An 18,378-nucleotide genomic window follows, 5' to 3' on the forward strand; every position below is an offset into this window, starting at 1 on the left:
TCCGCCGCGTCCTGCGTCTATATCGTCCACGGGGACGAATAGACGATACGACGGGATTGGTGATGGTGCGGGCGCCGGTGCTGGCGGCGGGTGGTATTGTGTTGCGGCGTGGCGACGCGCCGCTGATCGCGATCGTGCGTCAACGCAAGCGCAATGAATGGGTCTTGCCCAAGGGCAAGCTCGACGACGGCGAAACGCCGAAGCAGGCCGCGCACCGCGAGGTGATGGAGGAGACCGGCCACGACGTCGTCATGCACGAATTCCTGGGCACGCTCGTGTACCAGTCGGGAGGGCGCTCGAAAGCGGTGCATTTCTGGCGGATGGAGGCCGAGGGCGGCCAGGTCCGGAAGTTGATGAACGACATCAAGGCGGTCGATTGGTTGCCGCTGGACGACGCGCTCGCGCGCCTCTCACGCGAATATGAGCGCGCCTTTCTCACCCAGGTTGGGCCGATCGCGATCGCCGCGGCCGGCCTTGCACCGTCACCCGCGCCCGAACCGACGCCGGCCGCCGACGAGATCGATGCAGCGTTGCAGACGCTGACACCGGCCGAGGCTGCATCGGTTGACGAGTTGCGGCACGGCCTGTTGCAAAAGGTGCGCGCCTGGCTGCGCGGCGAGGCGTGAGCCGACACCGCGCCGCTTGCCAACGGCGCGTTGATGCTTATGGCGCAGGTCAACTCTCTCGTCGTCATTGCGAGCCACCGGGTCCGCGCGAGCGCGGCCCGATGACAGGCTCCGCGAAGCAATCCAGAGTCCCGCCACGGAAAGATTCTGGATTGCTTCGTCGCAAGGGCTCCTCGCAACTGACGAGGAGCGGCCGGCGCCCGCTCTCTACCGCTTCTTCTTTTCCTTCGGCGGCGGGGCCAGCGCCGGCTTGCGCGGCGCGGCGGGGCGTTGTGCGCCGGGCAGGCGCTGCTGGAAGCCGGGCTGGCGTGGCGCGGCGCCTTGTTGCGGCTGCACGGTCGGTGGCGCTCCGGGCTGACCGGGCTGCAATCCGGTGTGCGGCGGCGTCTGCGGTGTGGTGCCGTTCGGCTGCGCGGGCGCGACCGCTCCCGGCCGCTGCGGACGTTGTCCGCCGCGCTGTGGCTGCGCCGGCGTCGCGGTCCCGGGTTGCGCGCCTTGTCCCGCACGCGGCTGGCCGGCCGGTTGACCCGTGCCCTGCTGGCCCGGTTGCTGCTGACCCTGGCCCGCGCGCGGCGTGCCCGGCTGCGTCGCTCCACCTTGTCCTTGGCGCTGCGGTTGCTGCGTGCCCTGACGGTTCGGTGCTCCCGGCTGCGGCTGCTGACCCGGACGGTTGTTCTGGCCGGGTTGACCAGGCTGGCCGTTCGGCTGCTGCGGGGGCGGTGTCGGATTCGGACGCAATTGCTGTTGCTGCGGTACCTGCGCCGGCCGCGGAATGCGGCTCACCGCAGCCGGATTGGCGCGGCGGAAATCGCGCTGCTCGGTGACGATCTGGCGTCCCGTGGTTTGCGCTGCGTGGACCTGGCTGACGATGCCGCGGTCGCGCGCGACCTGCTGCGGCGGAATCGTGATCGGGACTGCGGCGAAGCGCATGCCGCCGGGGCCGGCCGCACCGGGCCGGATCGCAAATCCGCTCGAGGCTTGCGTCAGCGCGCCGAGCCGCGTGCCGCTGGCACGATCGTTGACGTCGATATGGCCGACCCGGCCGTCGGCGTCGGGATAGAGCTTGATGTTGACGTTGTTGGCGCTGCTCGCCGCCGCGTTCGCGGGCACGTCGACGACGCCGGTGGTGCCGCGGATGCCGAGCGTTGCAGTCGGCGTTGCGATCTTCATGTCGCCGGTCTTTGCCACGGCGGCCGCGACGAAGGCGACCGTGCCCTTGCCGATGTCGAAGATCGCCGAGTTCTGCTTGCCGCCGTCCTCATAGACGTAGTTGTCGATGGTGATCTTGGCGCTGGCGGAGAGATTGAACGTGGTGGCGTCGTTGAAGGTGATGCCGAGCGAGGAGTTCGAGGACGTCTGCACGACATCGTTGAGATAGATGTCGTCGCGCACCTTGAGCGGATAGGAGTTCTTGTCGCGGATCACGGTCGCAATTCCCGTCACGGTGGCGACGTTGCCGATCGGCTCCACGGCGGCCGGTTGCGCGTCCGCTGATGGCGCCGGCGAGGCTGCCGGCGCGGGGGAGGGCGCGGGCGCCGGCTGCGCTTGCGGCTGGGCCTGCGCAAGCTCGATTGTGTCGGAGGCGCGCGCATTGTCCGCGCCGGCCAATGGCAGCGCCAGCAGCGACAAAGCAAACATGACGCGGCGCCAAGCCACCATCAAAGCCACGAATGAGGTCCCGGTGAGAACGAGAGGCGAGATCGGCCGATATCAGCCGGAGATTGCTGAACGGCGGATGAACATCTGTTGCATGGAAACGGTGAACGTTCAAACGCCACGTCCCTGAAACAGGACGTGGCGCCGCCTTCTTGCTCGTCATTCCGGGGCGCGACGAAGTCGCGAACCTCAGATGCGCAATTGCGCATCGGGGAATCTCGAGATTGTGGAGCGAGATCCCGGGTTCGATGCTGCGCATCGCCCCCCTTGCGCAATTGCGCAATAGGGATGACGCGCTTCGCGCGTCAGCTCACCCGCTTCCAGGTCTGGCCGCCGCAGAACATGCCGCCGAAAGCGCAGCCCTGCACGCGCAGGGCGTTCGGGCCCTTCATGGCGATCGTCGAGTCGTAATTGCGGCCGGAGTCGGGATCGTGGATGCGGCCGCTCCACTTGGCGCCGTCGGGCTTCATGTTGATCAGGATGCGCTCGTTGGTCTTCTCGGCGTAGCCGCAGAGATTGGGGCCGCATTGTTCGACACGAACATTGCCCTTGTTCTCTTCGGTCGCCCACACGCCGATCGGCGTGTTCGCGGCCTGCACCGGCGCAACAGGAGCCGGCGGTGCTGTGTAAGCGGGCGCAGCAGCAACCGGCGCAGGCGCAGCGATCGGCGCGGGAGCTGCAACGGGTGCAGGCGGCGTGGTCGTGTCGACGGACGGAGCGGCGGCAACGGCCGGGGCGGCGGGCGCGACAGCGGGCGCGGTCGCCTGCACCGGCGCTGGCGTCACGGGCTGCTGCTGCACCGGAGCCGGCGCCGGCTGCGCCGTCGTCGCGGGCGGCGTGCTGTCGTCATCGTCCTTGGAGGAGCCAAGGCCGTTGAGGTTGATGTTGTTGAGCCTGATCGGCTTGTTCGACAGGCCGGGCGCCACGATGGTGACGCAATCGAGCGAGGCGCAATTGCGCGGCGTCTCGATGCGGATGTTCTGGCCTTCGATCTGGAACGAGATCGAACTGCCGGCATGCGCGACGGCGGTCGAGGCGAGGAACAGTGCCGCGGCGGCGATGGTGAGCTTGTTCATGACAACCTCCGAAAATAAAATGGTGTGGGTGCCGAGATGGATTGAAGTCGCCCTTGGGCCCGATGTGGTTCGACCTTAGGCCTGACAGCTGCGGCCTTCTGTGACGGACCTCACAACGGCTGCCGGGGCCAGCCAACGTCGCCTCGCTGCCGGCTGCGCCTGCCGTGCGCGGCCGGCATGGTTAAGGAAGGCTGAAATCAACACGTTGAAGAGTCTTTAAGTAAATTCACCGAACCTGCCGCGCATGACGCGCGGAGTTCGTTTGTATCTGGTCGGCTCCATCGTCCTCGTTTCGCTTGCGGGTTGCGGACGCGGCTTTTTCCAGGCCGAGCGCGAACCGTGGCGAGCCGAGGCTGAAGCGGCGTGCCTGAAATCGGGCGCCGTGAAAGAAAGCGCGGACATCGTCCGGATCGATCCAATCTCCGGCCCCGGCATGTGCGGCGCCGAGTTCCCGCTGAAGGTCGCCGCCATCGGTGAACCCGCCGGCAGCTATGGTTTCGCCGACGAGGAGCTGCGACCGCCCGGCAATATCGGCAACCAGCCGCGTTGGCCGGTGAGCGGGCCGCAACAGAATTATCCAGCCTCCGGCTATCCGCAGCGCTCGAACTATCCCGAAAGCGCGGTGCGCCAGCCCGCCGGCTATGGCGCGTCTTCTGGCCCGGTGTCGCTCAGCGCGCCTGGCGTCGCACCGCAGGAAGACGAGATCGACCTGCCGCCCGAGGGAACGGACGCCGCGGGTGCCGCGCGCTACATGAATGCGCCGAGCTATCCGGCGCGGCAGCCCGCTCCAGCGCCGTATTCACAGGCGCCGGTGCAACAGCCATTGCCGCGCCTCGGCCCTGCGCAGGGCGATCCCGTCGCTGCCGTGGGTCCCGTCGTGGTGAAGCCGACGGCGACGCTCGCCTGTCCGATCGTGTCGGAGCTCGACCGCTGGTTTGCCGACAGCGTGCAGCCGTCGGCGATGCGCTGGTTCGGCGCCCGCGTGGTCGAGATCAAGCAGATCTCCGCCTATTCCTGCCGCGGCATGAACGGCAACCCGCACGCCCATATCTCCGAGCACGCCTTCGGCAACGCGCTCGACATCGCCGCCTTCACGCTTGCCGACGGCCGCCGCATCACCGTGAAGGATGGCTGGCACGGCATGCCGGAAGAGCAGGGATTCCTGCGCGACGTCCAGTCGGGCGCGTGCGCACATTTCACCACGGTGCTGGCACCGGGCTCCAACGTCTATCACTACGATCACATCCACGTCGATTTGATGCGCCGTGCCAGCCGTCGCCTGATCTGCCAGCCGGCCGCAGTCTCCGGCGAAGAGGTCGCCGCGCGCGCGGGCAAGCACAATCCATATGCGAGCAGTCGCGATCCCTACGTGACCGGCTCGCTTGGCGGGCGCAAGAGCGGCAGGCACGAGAAGATCAACGAGGAAGACGAGTTCTCGGACGATTAGCCAGAGGCGAGCCGCTCGCATGCTGAGGACAGTCTGTTCAGCCTGCGCTGCGTCTTTGGCAAAGCCGATCTGGGGCGCAAAAATTTGCGCGGTCGAGATTTCCGTCCAAATCATTGAACTGCAATCACTAATCACGCCCTGACGGGTATTTCGGGTGGTTGGCACAGTCGCTGCAATGAAGGTGCTGCAACGAAGCGGCGCGGCCGGCGCCGTGAGCCATCGGAACCGTCATGCAGATGCCTGTTACCCCGCCTAATTCCGAGCTCGAGCAGCGCGTGCTGTCGCGCATCACGGAGCAGCGCTGGCTTGAACTGGCATCGGAGTTGATCCGCACCGGCCAGCCGCGCTCCGGCAATCCGCTCGATCCCGACCTGCCGCCGGCCGAGGAAGAGGCAATCTCGATGCTGGTCGCGGGCAAGCTCGAAGCCCTCGGCATGGAGGTCACCAAGCACAGTGCGCAGCCGCACCGGCCGAACGTGCTCGGCGTGTTGAAGGGACGCGAGGGTGCGCCGTCGCTGATCCTCAACGATCACCTCGATACCTATCCGGTGGTCGAGCCGGAGAAATGGCACATGACGGATTTCGATCCGTTCAAGGCCACGCGTCACGGTGACCTGCTCTATGCCCGCGGCACATCCGACACGCGCGGCAATCTCGCCGCATCGCTGCTGGCGGTGCAGGCGCTGATTGAGGAGGGTGTGAAGTTCGATGGCACATTGATGTGCTGCTACACCGTCGACGAGGAGCGCAACGGCACCGAGGGCTCCATCTATATGCTGAGCAAGGTCGGCCTGACCGCCGACTACGAGATCACTGCGGAGCCGACCGCCTGGGGCGACGTCTCCGGCGATTGGGGCATGAACCTCTCGGTCGCCAATTCAGGTCATTGCCTGGTCGAGGTGACGGTCCAGGGGGTCAAGTCGCACATCTGGCGGCCCGACATCAGTGTCAACGCCATCATGGAGTCGGCCAAGCTGCTGCCGAAGCTGAAGGAGATGGCGTTCACGCATGTCCCCGGCAAGTTCATGGGCCACACGCCGCCTTGTTGCTCGGTGGTGCGCATTCGCGGTGGCCTGCCCGGCGAGATGCAGTTCTCTCCGGATGCCTGCACCATCACGCTTGCGGTGGTCGGCGTCGTGCCCGGCATGACGCTGGACAGCGTCCTGTCCGACATCGAGCGCCTCGGCAAGGAAACGTTTGCGGGCGTCAACGACGTCAAGGTCGCGGTGCGCCAGGTACCGGGCTCTCTGTTCGTGAACGCTACCGAGCCGGTGCCGGTGGAGGAGGAGCCTTGCCGCTCCTTGCGCGCGGTCTACCGGCGCCTGATGGGCCGCGAGCCCGGCGTCAATCGCAAGAACGCCTTCAACGACACCATCCGCTTCCGCGAGGCCGGCATCAACGCGGTGACCTTCGGTCCCGGCGAGGATGGCTGGGCTGTCGACAATGAGAATATCTCGATCACCAAGTCGGTGATGGCGACGCAGATCTATGCGCTGACCATCATGCAGATCCTGGGAGTTCGCACATGAGCGTCGAGGCTAGCCCCATGGCCATTCCGATCTCGGCTGATCGCACGCGGCGCGGCAGCCTGAGGCTCCCGAAGGTCTCGCGGTCCGTTCTGCTCTCGACGCTCACCGTCGCCGTGCTGCTGGCGACATGGGCCGTCGTTACTGAGATGGGCTGGGCCAACGAGCTTTTTCTGCCGAAGCCGCAGGCGGTGTGGGCTGCCTTCATCAAGACCATGACCAAGGGCTACCAGGGCGCAACGCTGCTTCAGCATCTCGGTGCCAGTCTTTATCGCATTCTCGTCGCTTTCGCCCTGGCCTGCCTGATCGGCATTCCGCTGGGAATCCTGATGGGTGTCTCGCGCAATGCGCGCGCGCTGCTCAATCCTCTGATCGAGTTTTACCGGCCGCTGCCGCCGCTCGGGCTCTACACGCTGCTGGTGATGTGGCTCGGCATCGGCGAGAGCTCGAAACTGTCGCTGCTGTTTCTTGCCGGCCTGCCAGGCATCGTCATCTCGACGGTCCAGGCCGTCACCAGCGTCGATCCTGTCTATGTGCGCGCCGCGCAATCGCTCGGTGCGACCCGGCGCGACCTGCTGTTTCACGTCTATTTGCCCGCAGCCGGCCCGCTGATCCTTGCCGGCATGCGGATCTCGCTTGGCTTCACCTACACCGTTCTTGTCGCCGCCGAGATCGTTGCGGCATCCGCCGGTATCGGCTGGATGATCTGGGACGCCGCAAAGTTCCTGCTGTCCGATGTCGTGATCATGGGCCTGATCGTGCTCGGCCTCACCGGCGTCTTGCTTGACCTGATGATGCGCGGCATCGCGAAACTATTGATGCCGTGGTCGTGATTCATGGGCCTGATTCCAATCCGAGGGGAGACCAGTATGATCAAGAGACTTGTTGCCGCGGTTGCTGTCGCCACGTTTGCATTCACGTCCACCGCACGCGCCGAGGACAAGCCGGCCAAGATCACGGTCGGCTATCTGAACCTGGTGAACGCGCAGCTCGTGACAAAACACCTCGGCCTGCTCGCCAAGGAGATGCCGGATGTCGACATCAAATACGTCAAGGTCGGAGGTGGCGGCGACATGCTGCGCGCGATCGCCGGCAACGACGTCGATTTCGGCGGCCTCGGCAATCCGCCGACGGCGATCGGGGTCACGCGTGCCTTGCCGATCAAGGGTATCCTCGTCATCAACATGCTCGACTATGTCGAGTCGATGGTGGTCCGCACCGACAAGAACATCACCTCGTTCAAGGACCTCAAAGGCAAGACGGTCGCCGCGCCGTTCGGCTCGACCACGCATTATCTGCTGCTCCAGGCGTTGAAGGACGAGGGCGTCGATCCCGCTTCGATGAAGATCCTGGATCTCGCGCCGTCGGATATCGCAGCGGCCTGGCTTCGCGGTGACATCGATGCCGCCTGGTTCTGGGAACCGAACCTCGACAGGGCCGTGAAGAACGGCGGCAAGATCCTCATCACCTCTGGAGAGATGGCCAAGCGCGGTTACCCGACCTGGGACATCGGCGTCGTCATGAATGCGTTCGCGGACAAATATCCTTCTTACGTCGAGAAGTTCGTCAAGGCCGAGTGCGAGGGGATCGATTTCTGGCTGAAGAATCCTGAGAAGACGGCCGAGATCATCGCGGAGGAGCTGTCGCTGCCGCTCGAGGATGCAACGCGCATGATGAAGGGCACCGGTATGGTCCCCTGCGACAAGCAGCTCACCGGAGATTATCTCGGCACGTCCGCAAAGAAGGGCAAGTTCGTCGATACGCTGGTGTCGACCGCCGACTTTCTGGTCAAGCAGGAACGACTGCCGAAACTGCTGCCGCGCGCCGACTTCGAAACCTTCGTCCAGCCGGCCTATCTCGAGAAAGTCATCGGCCGTTAAGGCCAGTGCCGGCGGGCTTGTCTCGCCGGCATAGTCCCGTTCCTGCAGGTACAGAACGACATGGATATCTCGCCCCGCTATCTCCGCGCCGCCTATCGCAGCGGCGCGCTCAGACCATCCGATATCGCCGCGCATGTGCTGTCGCGCCTTGGGGATGCCGACCAGAGCGGCGTCTGGATATCGAAAGCCAAACCCGAGAATGTCATGGCCGCCGCGCGTGCGCTCGATGCGCGCGTCCATGAAATCGACAAGCTGCCGCTCTACGGGCTGATCGTCTCGGTGAAGGACTGTATCGATGTGGCAGGCGAGCAGACCAGTTCGGCCTGCCCGGAATTCGCTTATGTCGCGAAAGTCACGAGCCCGGTTGTCGCCGACGCCATCGCCGCGGGAGCGATCTATATCGGCAAGACCAACATGGATCAGTTTGCCACCGGCCTCGTCGGTGTGCGCTCGCCCTACGGCATCGCGCGCAACCCGCATCATCCGGACTACATTCCCGGCGGCTCCAGTTCGGGCGCCGCGGTGTCGGTCGCGTCAGGCACATCGTCTTTTGCCTTCGGCACCGATACCGGCGGATCGGGCAGAGTGCCGGCGTCCTATTGCGGTGTCACAGGCTTCAAGCCGGCACCGGGTGCGTTCAGCCAGCGGGGCATGGTCTATGCCTGCCGGAGTTTTGATACCATCTCGCTCTACACGCGGGAGCCGGGCGACGGCTATGACGTCTATCGGGCGCTGGCGCGACGCGATCCCGAGGATTGCTTTTCACCAGTCGATTTTGCCGGCTGGACGGAGCAGATGCCTCCGACGCGGCCATTCCGGATCGCGACACCTCGACCGGACCAGCTTAGGTTCTTCGGCAACGAAGAGACGGAGAGGCTGTTCGGCGGCGGGCTTCGCAAGTTGCGGCGGCTCGACATGTCGGTCGCTTCCACCGATTTTTCGCCGTTCACCTCGATCAACGATCTGATGTTCTTCGGGCCGTTCCTCGCCGAGCGGGATGTTTCGGTCGGCGCGTTCCTCGATGCCAATCCGGATGCCGGCGTCAGGATCGTGCGCGATCTCGTCGTCGGCAGCCGGAAGTTCACCGCGGCAGACGCCTATCGCGCGCTCTACCAGGTCAAGGAGGTGCAGCGTTCGCTGCGTGACTTCTGGCAAACTCACGACGCGTTGGTCGTGCCGACGGTCGGAACCGTCCTCACGATTGACGACGTCGCGCGCGATCCGCTGACGGCAAATTTCAACAATGGCTACTACACGAACTACGCCAATCCGCTGGGGCTCGCCGCAATCGCGGTGCCGAATGCGATGACCAGGGCGGGCGTGCCCCATGGCGTCACCTTTCTGGCGCCGGCGGGGCGGGAGCGCCTGCTCGCCGACCTCGCCTGTGCATTCACGGGAGCGGAAGCCCAGGCTTGAGCATTTTCCCCGCGTTGCAATCCAAGCGGAGACCTCCTAGCCTTCGAGCCGTCGCTCGAAGGGAGACCGATTGTGGGGCGCAGTCATGCGCATGATGAGGCCGATCCGGGTGAGTCTTCAAGTGGGCCTTGCGCCGAGGTGCAAGCGGCCGGGACCGGACGTTATGTGCTGAAGGCGCTCGACAAGGCCGATCTCGACCTGGTGATGCGGACCGGCAGGCTCGCGGCCTACCAGAACCGCGAATATCTGCTGCGGGAGGGAGAGCCCGCGAACGGCATCCACATCATCCTGAACGGGATCGTGGAAAGTACCCATGCCGGCACACAGGGACGCGAGCTGATGCTGGCGACCTGGGAGGCCGGCGACTTCGTCGGTGCGCCCTACATTCTCGGCGATCATCGCCATAGCTGGTCGGCCCGGGCGCTTGGCCGGGTCGAGGCGCTGCATCTCGACCAGGACGCGATCCGAACGTTGATCGCACGATCGCCGTCGTTTGCGGTGGCACTGATCGAGTGCCTCGGCTTCAAGGGTGAGACATATTCGATGCTGGCGCAGACGCTGGCGGGGCAGAAGGCGGCGGAGCGGCTGGTGCTGCTGCTGGTGAAGCTGTGCGAAAACGCTGCTCAGGACGAGAGTGGCCCAATTTCGCTCGGCCGCATCACGCAGGCCAACCTGGCGCGCATGATTGGTGCGACACGGCAGTCGATCAGCCTGATCCTCGGTCGGCTGCAGGACGAGGGCATCATCTCGACCGGTCCGACCAAAATGGTCGTCAACGATCTCGCGGCGTTGAGGAAGCAGGTGGCCGATTAGCGAACGCCGCGGTAGACAGTCATTTCGAAGCCGGTTTCGACGGCGGCGGGGCCAGCCCCATGCAGCGCTGCACCTCGGCCGGGACGTCGTAGGTCCGCATGATATGGCGGCTGTCGCGCAGGCCCGTGGCCTCGCGCTGGACCACAAACATCCAGAGCGCCTGACCGGCCTCCATCACCAGCTTGCGCCTGGCAGGCTGCATCGCAGCTGGCGTCTCCGAGGACGACTCCGAGGTTTCATGGGCGGCGTCGAATTCGCGCAGGCGCGCCAGCGCCTGCTCGAGCGTGCGGCCCATCCGTCCAAGCGCCGAGGCTTGTTCCTGGACGATCTCATAATGGAGGATATCGACCGGCGGGCGAAGGTCACGGGACATGGCGCGCAATATAAAGCGGCACGAACCGCGGGCGCAACGCGTCGCCGGCTTCCGCTCACTTCGCCTTGTACGCGGCCAGAAACATCCGCGTCGCGCTGTCGATCACTTCCGCCATGCGCTGTTCCGAAGGCGGCGGCGCGGCCTGGAAGATGAGCGGCAGGAAGAGCGAGGCCTTGCTGAGTTCCATGAACTGCGAGGCCGCAAGGTCGCAATCGTCGATGGCGAGATCGCCGGAGGCGACATGGGCCTTCAGATATTCGGAAAGCCGGTTGATGGTCTTGTCCAGCACGCGCAGATAATAGCGGCGACCGACGTCGGGCATGCGCTCGGCAATCGCCATCACGGTGCGAATCGCCGATCCGCCGCCGGGCCGGCAGAGCAGATGCAGATAGGCCTGGCCGAAATCCTTCAGCGTGGTCTCGGCATCGCGCGCAGGGTCGAAATTGAACACGACCTGGCCGTGAAACAGCGCTTCCTCCTCGAGGATGGCTTCGAACAGCGCGCTCTTGTCGGCGAAGTAGACGTAGAGCGTCCCCTTGGAGACGCCGGCCGCGCGCGCGATCTCGCCCATGCTGGCGCCGTCAAAACCCAGATCCATGAACACCTTGCGGGCGCCGGCCAGGATCTGGCGGCGCTTGGAGCTGTCCTCGTCCGGGAGGACGTGCAGATGTTCGCGGTTTGCTGCAACCATTGGTTCAGGGTCTCCAAAGGTTTTGGCGCGGTCTTGGCGCGGTCTTGGGGTGATTGAACCCAAATAAAGGATTCGGGCCAGTAGGGTCCCGCCAGCGATATTTAGTATATTGACCGAACGGTTCGGTCAATGGTATTTGGGATGGGTGAGCGGGATTGCGGCCGTGCGACGGCTGCCCCCGATCGCGTTTTTATTGGGGAGGCCTTTATGGCCACATCGAGAGATCAGGCTGCGCGCGTCCTTCGCCAGGAAGCGGTGGAGACGACGACGGCGAACGGCGAAGCTGCGACCGGGACGTCCGCAGCCCTCGCCGAGCAGTTGCGGTCTCATGTGGTCGAAGAAAGCAAGCGCCGCACCAGTGAGGCGCCGGAGAAGCCTGTGACCAATCAGCCGGCTCCGACCGCCCCGGCCGCTCCGGCGCCGAAGCCCGGCAAGCGCAAATTCGTCATGATGGGCGTCGGCCTGGTGCTGGCGCTCGCAGCCGCCGGCTATGCCGGCTACTACACGCTGGTCGGCCGCTTCTATGTCTCGACCGACGACGCCTATGTCCGTGCCAACAATACCATGCTGGGCGCGCGCGTGGCCGGCCATATCTCCTCGATCCTGGCCAGAGACAACACGCCGGTGCATGCCGGCGAGATCGTCATGCGTATCGACGACGGCGACTACAAGATCGCTGTCGACGCCGCCGCGACCAAGATCGCGACCCAGCAGGCGACCATCGACCGCATCGGCCGCCAGGTCGCGGCGCTCGACAGCCAGGTCGCGCAGGCCAAGACGCAGCTCGTCTCGGCGGAGGCCGGGCTCAAGCGCGCCGATCTCGATTATGAGCGCCAGCAGGCACTGAGCAGCAAGGGCTTTGCCTCGCGCGCGACCTTCGAGAGCTCGGAAGCCGGCCGCGACCAGGGCGCAGCGGCCGTCAAGGCCGCTCAGGCCGCCTACGATGTTGCGGTGAGCAATGTCGATGTCGCCAAGGCCCAGCAGGCCGAAGCCCAGGCCCAGCTCGCCGAGCTCAAGACCACGCTCGCCAAGGCCGAGCGCGACCTCTCCTTCACGGCGGTGCGCGCACCGGTCGACGGCATCTTCTCCAACCGTCTCGTCAACGCCGGCGATTTCGTTGCCGTCGGCCAGCGTCTCGGCAATGTCGTGCCGCTCGACGAGGTCTATATCGACGCCAATTTCAAGGAGACGCAGCTCAAGAGGATTCGTCCCGGCCAGCCGGTGACGATCAAGGTCGACGCCTACGGCATGCGCAAGTTCTCCGGCGTCGTCGACAGCATTGCGGCGGGCGCCGGCTCGGTGTTCACGCTGCTGCCGCCCGACAACGCCACCGGCAACTTCACCAAGATCGTGCAGCGCGTCCCGGTCCGCATCCGCGTGCCGAAGTCGGTCGCCAAGCAGAACCTGCTGCGCGCCGGCATGTCGGTCTACGCCACCGTCGACACCAACACGGGCGCCGCCGACGCCGACAGCGAGATCGATCTGGACGATCCCACCATGATCCATCCGCAGTAAGCGCGCGATCGGCGCTGCGAGGGTCAGACCATGGCGAACGCCACGACTGCTTCACCTGCCATGATGGCGGATCCCGCTTCGGAGCGCATCGCGCCCAAGCGGCTGTTCGCCTTCATCATCATGGTGTTCGGGATGTTCATGTCGATCCTGGACATCCAGATCGTCTCGGCGTCCTTGAGCGAAATCCAGGCCGGGCTGTCGGCAAGCTCCAGCGAAGTCTCCTGGGTCCAGACCGCCTATCTGATTGCCGAAGTGATCGCGATTCCGCTGTCGGGATTCTTGTCGCGCGCCTTCGGCACGCGGCTCCTGTTCGCGATCTCGGCGGCCGGCTTCACGTTTTCGAGCCTGCTCTGCGGCTTCGCCACGACCATCGAGGAGATGATCCTGTGGCGCGCGCTCCAGGGCTTCCTCGGCGCCGGCATGATCCCGACGGTGTTCGCCTCCGCCTACACCGTGTTCCCGCGGTCGAAGTTCCACATCGTCGGTCCCATCATCGGGCTCGTTGCGACGCTGGCTCCCACCGTCGGGCCGACGGTCGGCGGCTACATCACCGATTTGATGTCCTGGAACTGGCTGTTCTTCATCAACGTCGTGCCGGGCATCGGCATCACCCTCGGCGTCTGGGCGCTGGTCGATTTCGACGAGCCGCATTTCGAATTGCTCGACCGCTTCGACTGGTGGGGCCTGCTGTTCATGGCCGGCTTCCTCGGCACGCTGGAATATGTGCTGGAAGAGGGGCCGCAATATGAATGGCTGCAGGACACGTCGGTGGCGATCTGTGCCGCGATCGGCGCCGTCTCGGCGATCGCCTTCTTCGTGCGTGTCTTCACGGCAGCCGAGCCCATCGTCAACCTGCGCACCTTCTCCGACCGGAATTTCGCCGTCGGCTGCACGCTGCAATTCTGCATCGGCATCGGCCTCTACGGCCTGACCTACATCTATCCGCGCTATCTCGCCGAGGTGCGCGGCTACAGCGCGCTGATGATCGGCGAGACCATGTTCGTCTCGGGCATCACCATGTTCCTGGTCGCGCCGCTGGTCGGCCGGCTCATGGCCAAGCTCGACATGCGCTACATGATCGCGTTCGGCCTGATCGTGTTCGCGATCGGCTCCTACCAGATGACCTGGATCACGCGCGACTACGATTTCTACGAGCTGCTGATGCCGCAGATCCTGCGCGGCATCGGCATGATGTTCGCGATGGTGCCGACCAACAACGTCGCGCTCGGCACGCTTGCGCCCGAGAAAGTGAAGAACGCGAGCGGCCTGTTCAACCTGATGCGCAATCTCGGTGGTGCGGTCGGGCTCGCCGTCATCAACACCGTGCTCAATAATCGTACCGACCTGCACATCACGCGCCTTCAGGAGCGCATGACCTGGGGCAATGCGACTGCGACCGAAACGCTGACCATGCTCCAGCAAAAGTTCCAGGGGCTCGGCGACTCCGCACTGATGGCGATGAAGCAGCTCAGCCAGATCGTGCACCGTCAGGCCGTGGTGATGAGCTTTGGCGACGCGTTCTTCATGCTGACGCTGTTCTACCTCTGCCTCAGCGTGCTGGTCACCCTGCTGAAAAGGCCGGCCTCGCCGTTCGGCAGCGGCGGCGACGCGCATTAGCCGGCCAAGCGATGCCCCGGCCAAGCCGGGGCATGACAGTGGAGTGCGGAGTTACGCGCACCAAAATGCAACACTCGTGCGTGATCTCGCGCAGGCCCCGTTGCAAATCGCAAATGACACATCTATAAAGCGCACCTCATTTCAATCGAACCGGGGAGAGATTTGCATGATGTCGTCGCATTCGCAGATCGTGCACCCGCGCTCGATGATCTCCTGGTTCGGTATGTACGCGGCCTGTTAGAGGCCTCTTCCGCCAGCTTCGATTGGGCTCCAGGTCCCGATCGTTCCGCTTTCCAAGTCAAAATCAGTCTTACGTGACGCCGTTGCGGCCTTCGGGCCGACTCGCGTCCATCGATGGAGCCGGCCCGCAACAGCGGCCGGATGATGCCATGACCGCTCTGTCAAAAAAGCCCGCGGCGATCCGCCTGGTGCTGCCCTTCGTGTTCAGGCACTGGCTGAAGCAGCCGGGGCGGGCGCTTGCGATCGCCGTCGGCCTGCTAGGTGCGACCGTCGCCGACCTGTTCATGCCGGTGTTCTCAGGGCATCTGGTCGATGCGTTGACGCGCGGACCGTCCGATCCCGATGCACGCCACGCCGCGCTGGTGGCGCTGGGTGGCATCATCGTGCTGGGCGCCGCGTCGATGGTGTTGCGCCTGAGCGGCCTCCAGGTGATCGTGCCGTTCACGCTGAAGATCATGTCTGACGTCGCGCAGGATGCCTTCCTGCGCGTGCAGCGCTTCTCGACCGACTGGCATGCCAACTCCTTCGCCGGCTCGACCGTGCGCAAGATCACGCGTGGCATGTGGGCGCTCGATCTCCTGAACGACACCATCCTGCTGGCGCTGCTGCCGTCGCTTGCGGTGCTGATCGGGTCGATGATCCTGCTCGGCGTGCATTGGGGCTCGCTCGGTGCGGTGATCGCGCTCGGCGCGGCTGTCTATGTCACGATGACCGTGCTGTTCTCGACGCGCTACATCGCGCCGGCCGCGCGTGTCTCCAACGCCTGGGACACCAAGGTCGGCGGCACGCTGGCGGACGCGCTGACCTGCAATGCGGTGGTGAAATCGTTCGGCGCGGAAATGCGCGAGGATGCGCGGCTCGCCCGCGTCATCAAGCGCTGGCGCACGCGCGTGCGTCGCACCTGGTTCCGTTACAACTACACGGCCATGTCGCAGCTCTCGCTGCTGCTGTGCCTGCGCGCGTCCGTGATCGGCGGCTCTGTGCTGCTGTGGATGTCGGGTCGCGCCTCGCCCGGGGACGTCACCTATGTGCTGACGAGCTACTACGTGATCCACGCTTACCTGCGGGATGTCGGCATGCACATCAACAACCTCCAGCGCTCGGTCAACGACATGGACGAACTGGTGGCGATCCATGACGAGCCGATCGGCATTGCGGATGCCGAAGGCGCGCTGCCGATCGCGATCGAGGGCGGTGAGATCGTGTTCGACGACGTCACGTTCCACTATGGCGGCCATCGCGCGCCGCTCTACGACGGATTGTCGCTCACGATCCGCGCCGGCGAACGTATCGGCCTCGTCGGCCGCTCCGGCTCCGGCAAGACGACGTTGGTCAAGCTGGTGCAGCGGCTCTACGACGTCACCGGTGGCCGCGTTCTGATCGACGGGCAGGATATCGCGCTGGCAACGCAGCAATCGCTGCGCAGCCAGATCGCGATCGTGCAGCAGGAGCCGATCCTGTTTCACCGCACGCTGGCCGAGAACATCGCCTACGGCCGGCCCGGCGCCAGCCTCGAGGCGATCGAGCAGGCGGCGCGGCTGGCCAACGCGCACGATTTCATCCTGCGCCTGCCGAAGGGCTACGGCACGCTGGTCGGCGAACGCGGCGTGAAACTGTCCGGCGGCGAACGGCAGCGCGTGGCGCTGGCGCGCGCCTTCCTGGCGGATGCGCCGGTGCTGATCCTGGACGAGGCGACCTCGAGCCTCGATTCGGAATCGGAGGCGCTGATCCAGCAGGCAATGGAGCGGCTGATGAAAGGCCGCACCTCGATCGTGATCGCGCACCGGCTGTCGACGGTAAAGAGCCTCGATCGCATCCTGGTGTTCGACCGCGGCGAGATCGTCGAGCAGGGCACCCATGCCATGCTCGCGAGCAAGCGAGGGGGCATCTATCGAAGTCTGTTCGAGCGCCAGGTGGTGGAGCTCGGGCATATCGCAGCGGCGGAATGACGCGCGGTGGCGGGGCGAAGATCCCGCCGTCGCGTCGTCGAGGATGGAATGACATGAAGGACCTGACGCGCGGCTCCATCGTGAGCCACATCCTGAGCATGGCGCCACCGATCGTGGCGGGCATGATCACGATCATGATCTGCCAGCTCGTCGACCTGTACTTCGTGTCCGGGCTCGGCGATGCCGCGGTTGCCGGCGTCGCCGCGGCCGGCAACGCCGGCTTCCTCGTCAACGCGCTGATGCAGATGCTAGGCGTCGGCGCGGTCGCGCTGATCGCGCACGCCGTTGGCCGCAAGGATCGCGCCGACGCCAATATGATCTTCAACCAGTCGGTCGTGCTGTCGGTGCTGTCAGGGCTGCTGACGCTGCTCGGTGGCCTGGCGCTGGCGCGCCCCTATATGCGAGCGATCTCGGTCGACGCGGCCACGATCGAGGCCGGCGCCACCTATTTGCACTGGTTCATGCCGGCGTTGGCGTTGCAATTCGTGACGCAGGTGATGGGGGCGGCGCTGCGGGCCACCGGCATCGTGCGGCCGAGCATGCTGGTGCAGGTGCTCGCCGTGCTCCTCAACATCGCGCTGGCGCCGGTCCTGATCACCGGCTGGGGCACCGGATACGCCTTCGGTGTCGCCGGAGCGGGTCTGGCAAGCTCGATCGCGGTGTTCATCGGCGTGCTGATGCTGTTCGCGTATTTCCACAGGCTGGAGCGCTACGTCGCGTTCCATCCGGCGCAGTGGCGTCCACGGCTGCGGGAATGGAAACGGATCCTTAATGTGGGCCTGCCCGCGGGCGGCGAGTTCGTGATGATCTTCATCTTCATGGCCGCGATCTACTACGTGCTGCGAGACCTTGGTCCGGCGGCCCAGGCCGGCTTTGGCATCGGCACGCGCGTCATCGGCTTGATCCAGATGCCGGCCCTCGCCGTCGCACTCGCGGCAGGGCCGATTGCCGGCCAGAACTTCGGCGCGGGCAACAGCGAGCGGGTGCGGGAGACGTTCGTCAAGGCGGCGCTGATCGCGACGGCCGTGATGATCATGCTCACTGTGTTCGTGCAGCTCGCGCCCGGATTGCTGCTCGCCGGCTTCTCGAATGATCCGGAGACCATGAGGGTCGCGTTGCTGTTCCTGAAGATGATCTCGCTGAACATGGTGGCGCAGGGATTAATCTTCGTCTGCTCCAGCATGTTCCAGGGCCTCGGCAACACCAAGCCGGTGCTGTGGAGCTCGGCGACGCGCGTCCTCACTTACTCGTTGCCGGCGATCTGGCTCTCGACACGGCCGGGCTTTCGGATCGAATACGTCTGGTACATGTCGAATGCGGCGACGACGCTCCAGGCTGTCCAGAGCCTGTGGCTGCTGCGCCGTGAGTTCAGGAAGCGGCTGGTGACGCCGGAGGAGAAAGCTGAAGCGCCGGCGAGTCCCGAGCCCGGCGCGCCTCTGGCACGCGAGCCGGCCTAAAGCGCGATGAGATTGGATTGAATCGTCATCGCGCTTTAGCTCTTTGTTTGAGCATGATCTTTTCGGAAAACCGCTTCACACTTTTCCGGATCATGC

15 protein-coding genes are annotated in these 18,378 nt (G+C 65.2%); 11 read left to right on the plus strand and 4 right to left on the minus strand.

What is annotated here, in order from left to right; all coding sequences use genetic code 11:
- Window positions 1-62: 62 nt before the first annotated feature.
- Complete coding sequence (locus tag AOQ71_RS29570; RefSeq protein WP_057754323.1) at window positions 63-626, plus strand: NUDIX hydrolase; 564 nt, start codon at window positions 63-65, stop codon at window positions 624-626.
- A gap of 207 nt (window positions 627-833) precedes the next feature.
- On the opposite strand, the gene AOQ71_RS29575 is transcribed toward AOQ71_RS29570, so the two are convergent.
- Window positions 834-2,285, minus strand: a complete 1,452-nt coding sequence (locus tag AOQ71_RS29575; protein ID WP_057754325.1) for a FecR domain-containing protein — start codon at window positions 2,283-2,285, stop codon at window positions 834-836.
- A gap of 302 nt (window positions 2,286-2,587) precedes the next feature.
- Window positions 2,588-3,358 (minus strand): DUF2147 domain-containing protein, encoded by a 771-nt coding sequence (locus AOQ71_RS29580; protein WP_057754328.1) that lies wholly within the window; start codon window positions 3,356-3,358, stop codon window positions 2,588-2,590.
- A 244-nt stretch (window positions 3,359-3,602) separates the two neighbouring features.
- Between AOQ71_RS29580 and AOQ71_RS29585 the strand changes: the two genes are divergently transcribed.
- From AOQ71_RS29585 to AOQ71_RS29610, 6 genes are all read left to right on the plus strand, one after another.
- Window positions 3,603-4,805 carry an extensin-like domain-containing protein gene (locus AOQ71_RS29585; RefSeq protein ID WP_057754331.1) on the plus strand — a complete coding sequence of 401 codons (1,203 nt, stop codon included), beginning with the start codon at window positions 3,603-3,605 and terminating at the stop codon, window positions 4,803-4,805.
- A 230-nt stretch (window positions 4,806-5,035) separates the two neighbouring features.
- Window positions 5,036-6,334 carry a M20 family metallopeptidase gene (locus AOQ71_RS29590; RefSeq protein ID WP_057754334.1) on the plus strand — a complete coding sequence of 433 codons (1,299 nt, stop codon included), beginning with the start codon at window positions 5,036-5,038 and terminating at the stop codon, window positions 6,332-6,334.
- Window positions 6,331-7,164 carry an ABC transporter permease gene (locus AOQ71_RS29595; RefSeq protein ID WP_083514580.1) on the plus strand — a complete coding sequence of 278 codons (834 nt, stop codon included), beginning with the start codon at window positions 6,331-6,333 and terminating at the stop codon, window positions 7,162-7,164. Before AOQ71_RS29590 ends, AOQ71_RS29595 begins: the two co-directional genes overlap by 4 nt.
- A gap of 36 nt (window positions 7,165-7,200) precedes the next feature.
- Complete coding sequence (locus AOQ71_RS29600; RefSeq protein ID WP_057754340.1) at window positions 7,201-8,211, plus strand: taurine ABC transporter substrate-binding protein; 1,011 nt, start codon at window positions 7,201-7,203, stop codon at window positions 8,209-8,211.
- 60 nt (window positions 8,212-8,271) lie between these two features.
- The gene (locus tag AOQ71_RS29605) at window positions 8,272-9,627 is read left to right on the plus strand and encodes an amidase family protein (protein ID WP_057754343.1); all 1,356 of its coding nucleotides are present in this window, start codon (window positions 8,272-8,274) and stop codon (window positions 9,625-9,627) included.
- Between the two features lie 72 nt (window positions 9,628-9,699).
- Window positions 9,700-10,440: a Crp/Fnr family transcriptional regulator gene (locus AOQ71_RS29610; RefSeq protein ID WP_057754346.1), complete on the plus strand. Its 741-nt coding sequence runs from the start codon at window positions 9,700-9,702 to the stop codon at window positions 10,438-10,440.
- 19 nt (window positions 10,441-10,459) lie between these two features.
- Here AOQ71_RS29610 and AOQ71_RS29615 read toward each other — a convergent pair whose 3' ends face one another.
- Window positions 10,460-10,813 (minus strand): DUF6665 family protein, encoded by a 354-nt coding sequence (locus AOQ71_RS29615; protein WP_057754349.1) that lies wholly within the window; start codon window positions 10,811-10,813, stop codon window positions 10,460-10,462.
- 55 nt (window positions 10,814-10,868) lie between these two features.
- Entirely contained in the window at window positions 10,869-11,504 is a 636-nt protein-coding gene (locus AOQ71_RS29620) for a TetR/AcrR family transcriptional regulator (RefSeq protein ID WP_057754352.1), read from the minus strand.
- 207 nt (window positions 11,505-11,711) lie between these two features.
- On the opposite strand from AOQ71_RS29620, the gene AOQ71_RS29625 reads away from it, so the two are divergent.
- The 4 genes from AOQ71_RS29625 to AOQ71_RS29640 all read left to right on the plus strand — a co-directional run bounded on the left by AOQ71_RS29625 (window position 11,712) and on the right by AOQ71_RS29640 (window position 18,282).
- Window positions 11,712-13,019 carry an HlyD family secretion protein gene (locus tag AOQ71_RS29625; RefSeq protein ID WP_057754355.1) on the plus strand — a complete coding sequence of 436 codons (1,308 nt, stop codon included), beginning with the start codon at window positions 11,712-11,714 and terminating at the stop codon, window positions 13,017-13,019.
- A 30-nt stretch (window positions 13,020-13,049) separates the two neighbouring features.
- Window positions 13,050-14,636 carry a DHA2 family efflux MFS transporter permease subunit gene (locus AOQ71_RS29630; RefSeq protein ID WP_057754357.1) on the plus strand — a complete coding sequence of 529 codons (1,587 nt, stop codon included), beginning with the start codon at window positions 13,050-13,052 and terminating at the stop codon, window positions 14,634-14,636.
- 389 nt (window positions 14,637-15,025) lie between these two features.
- On the plus strand, window positions 15,026-16,825 hold the full coding sequence (locus AOQ71_RS29635) for an ABC transporter ATP-binding protein (protein WP_057754360.1): 1,800 nt from the start codon (window positions 15,026-15,028) through the stop codon (window positions 16,823-16,825).
- Between the two features lie 53 nt (window positions 16,826-16,878).
- Complete coding sequence (locus AOQ71_RS29640) at window positions 16,879-18,282, plus strand: MATE family efflux transporter (RefSeq protein WP_057754363.1); 1,404 nt, start codon at window positions 16,879-16,881, stop codon at window positions 18,280-18,282.
- The last annotated feature ends 96 nt before the right edge of the window (window positions 18,283-18,378 follow it).

Source organism: Bradyrhizobium manausense, assembly GCF_001440035.1.
GTDB lineage: Bacteria > Pseudomonadota > Alphaproteobacteria > Rhizobiales > Xanthobacteraceae > Bradyrhizobium > Bradyrhizobium manausense.

What these genes read in the sequence shown, in the direction of transcription:
- AOQ71_RS29595 (WP_083514580.1), top strand. Translation starts at nt 6,331, where the DNA reads ATGAGCGTCGAGGCTAGCCCCATGGCCATTCCGATCTCGGCTGATCGC.
- AOQ71_RS29640 (WP_057754363.1), top strand. Translation starts at nt 16,879, where the DNA reads ATGAAGGACCTGACGCGCGGCTCCATCGTGAGCCACATCCTGAGCATG.
- AOQ71_RS29630 (WP_057754357.1), top strand. Translation starts at nt 13,050, where the DNA reads ATGGCGAACGCCACGACTGCTTCACCTGCCATGATGGCGGATCCCGCT.
- AOQ71_RS29605 (WP_057754343.1), top strand. Translation starts at nt 8,272, where the DNA reads ATGGATATCTCGCCCCGCTATCTCCGCGCCGCCTATCGCAGCGGCGCG.
- AOQ71_RS29570 (WP_057754323.1), top strand. Translation starts at nt 63, where the DNA reads ATGGTGCGGGCGCCGGTGCTGGCGGCGGGTGGTATTGTGTTGCGGCGT.
- AOQ71_RS29580 (WP_057754328.1), bottom strand. Translation starts at nt 3,358, where the DNA reads ATGAACAAGCTCACCATCGCCGCCGCGGCACTGTTCCTCGCCTCGACC.
- AOQ71_RS29615 (WP_057754349.1), bottom strand. Translation starts at nt 10,813, where the DNA reads ATGTCCCGTGACCTTCGCCCGCCGGTCGATATCCTCCATTATGAGATC.
- AOQ71_RS29590 (WP_057754334.1), top strand. Translation starts at nt 5,036, where the DNA reads ATGCAGATGCCTGTTACCCCGCCTAATTCCGAGCTCGAGCAGCGCGTG.
- AOQ71_RS29620 (WP_057754352.1), bottom strand. Translation starts at nt 11,504, where the DNA reads ATGGTTGCAGCAAACCGCGAACATCTGCACGTCCTCCCGGACGAGGAC.
- AOQ71_RS29600 (WP_057754340.1), top strand. Translation starts at nt 7,201, where the DNA reads ATGATCAAGAGACTTGTTGCCGCGGTTGCTGTCGCCACGTTTGCATTC.
- AOQ71_RS29585 (WP_057754331.1), top strand. Translation starts at nt 3,603, where the DNA reads ATGACGCGCGGAGTTCGTTTGTATCTGGTCGGCTCCATCGTCCTCGTT.
- AOQ71_RS29575 (WP_057754325.1), bottom strand. Translation starts at nt 2,285, where the DNA reads ATGGTGGCTTGGCGCCGCGTCATGTTTGCTTTGTCGCTGCTGGCGCTG.
- AOQ71_RS29625 (WP_057754355.1), top strand. Translation starts at nt 11,712, where the DNA reads ATGGCCACATCGAGAGATCAGGCTGCGCGCGTCCTTCGCCAGGAAGCG.
- AOQ71_RS29635 (WP_057754360.1), top strand. Translation starts at nt 15,026, where the DNA reads ATGACCGCTCTGTCAAAAAAGCCCGCGGCGATCCGCCTGGTGCTGCCC.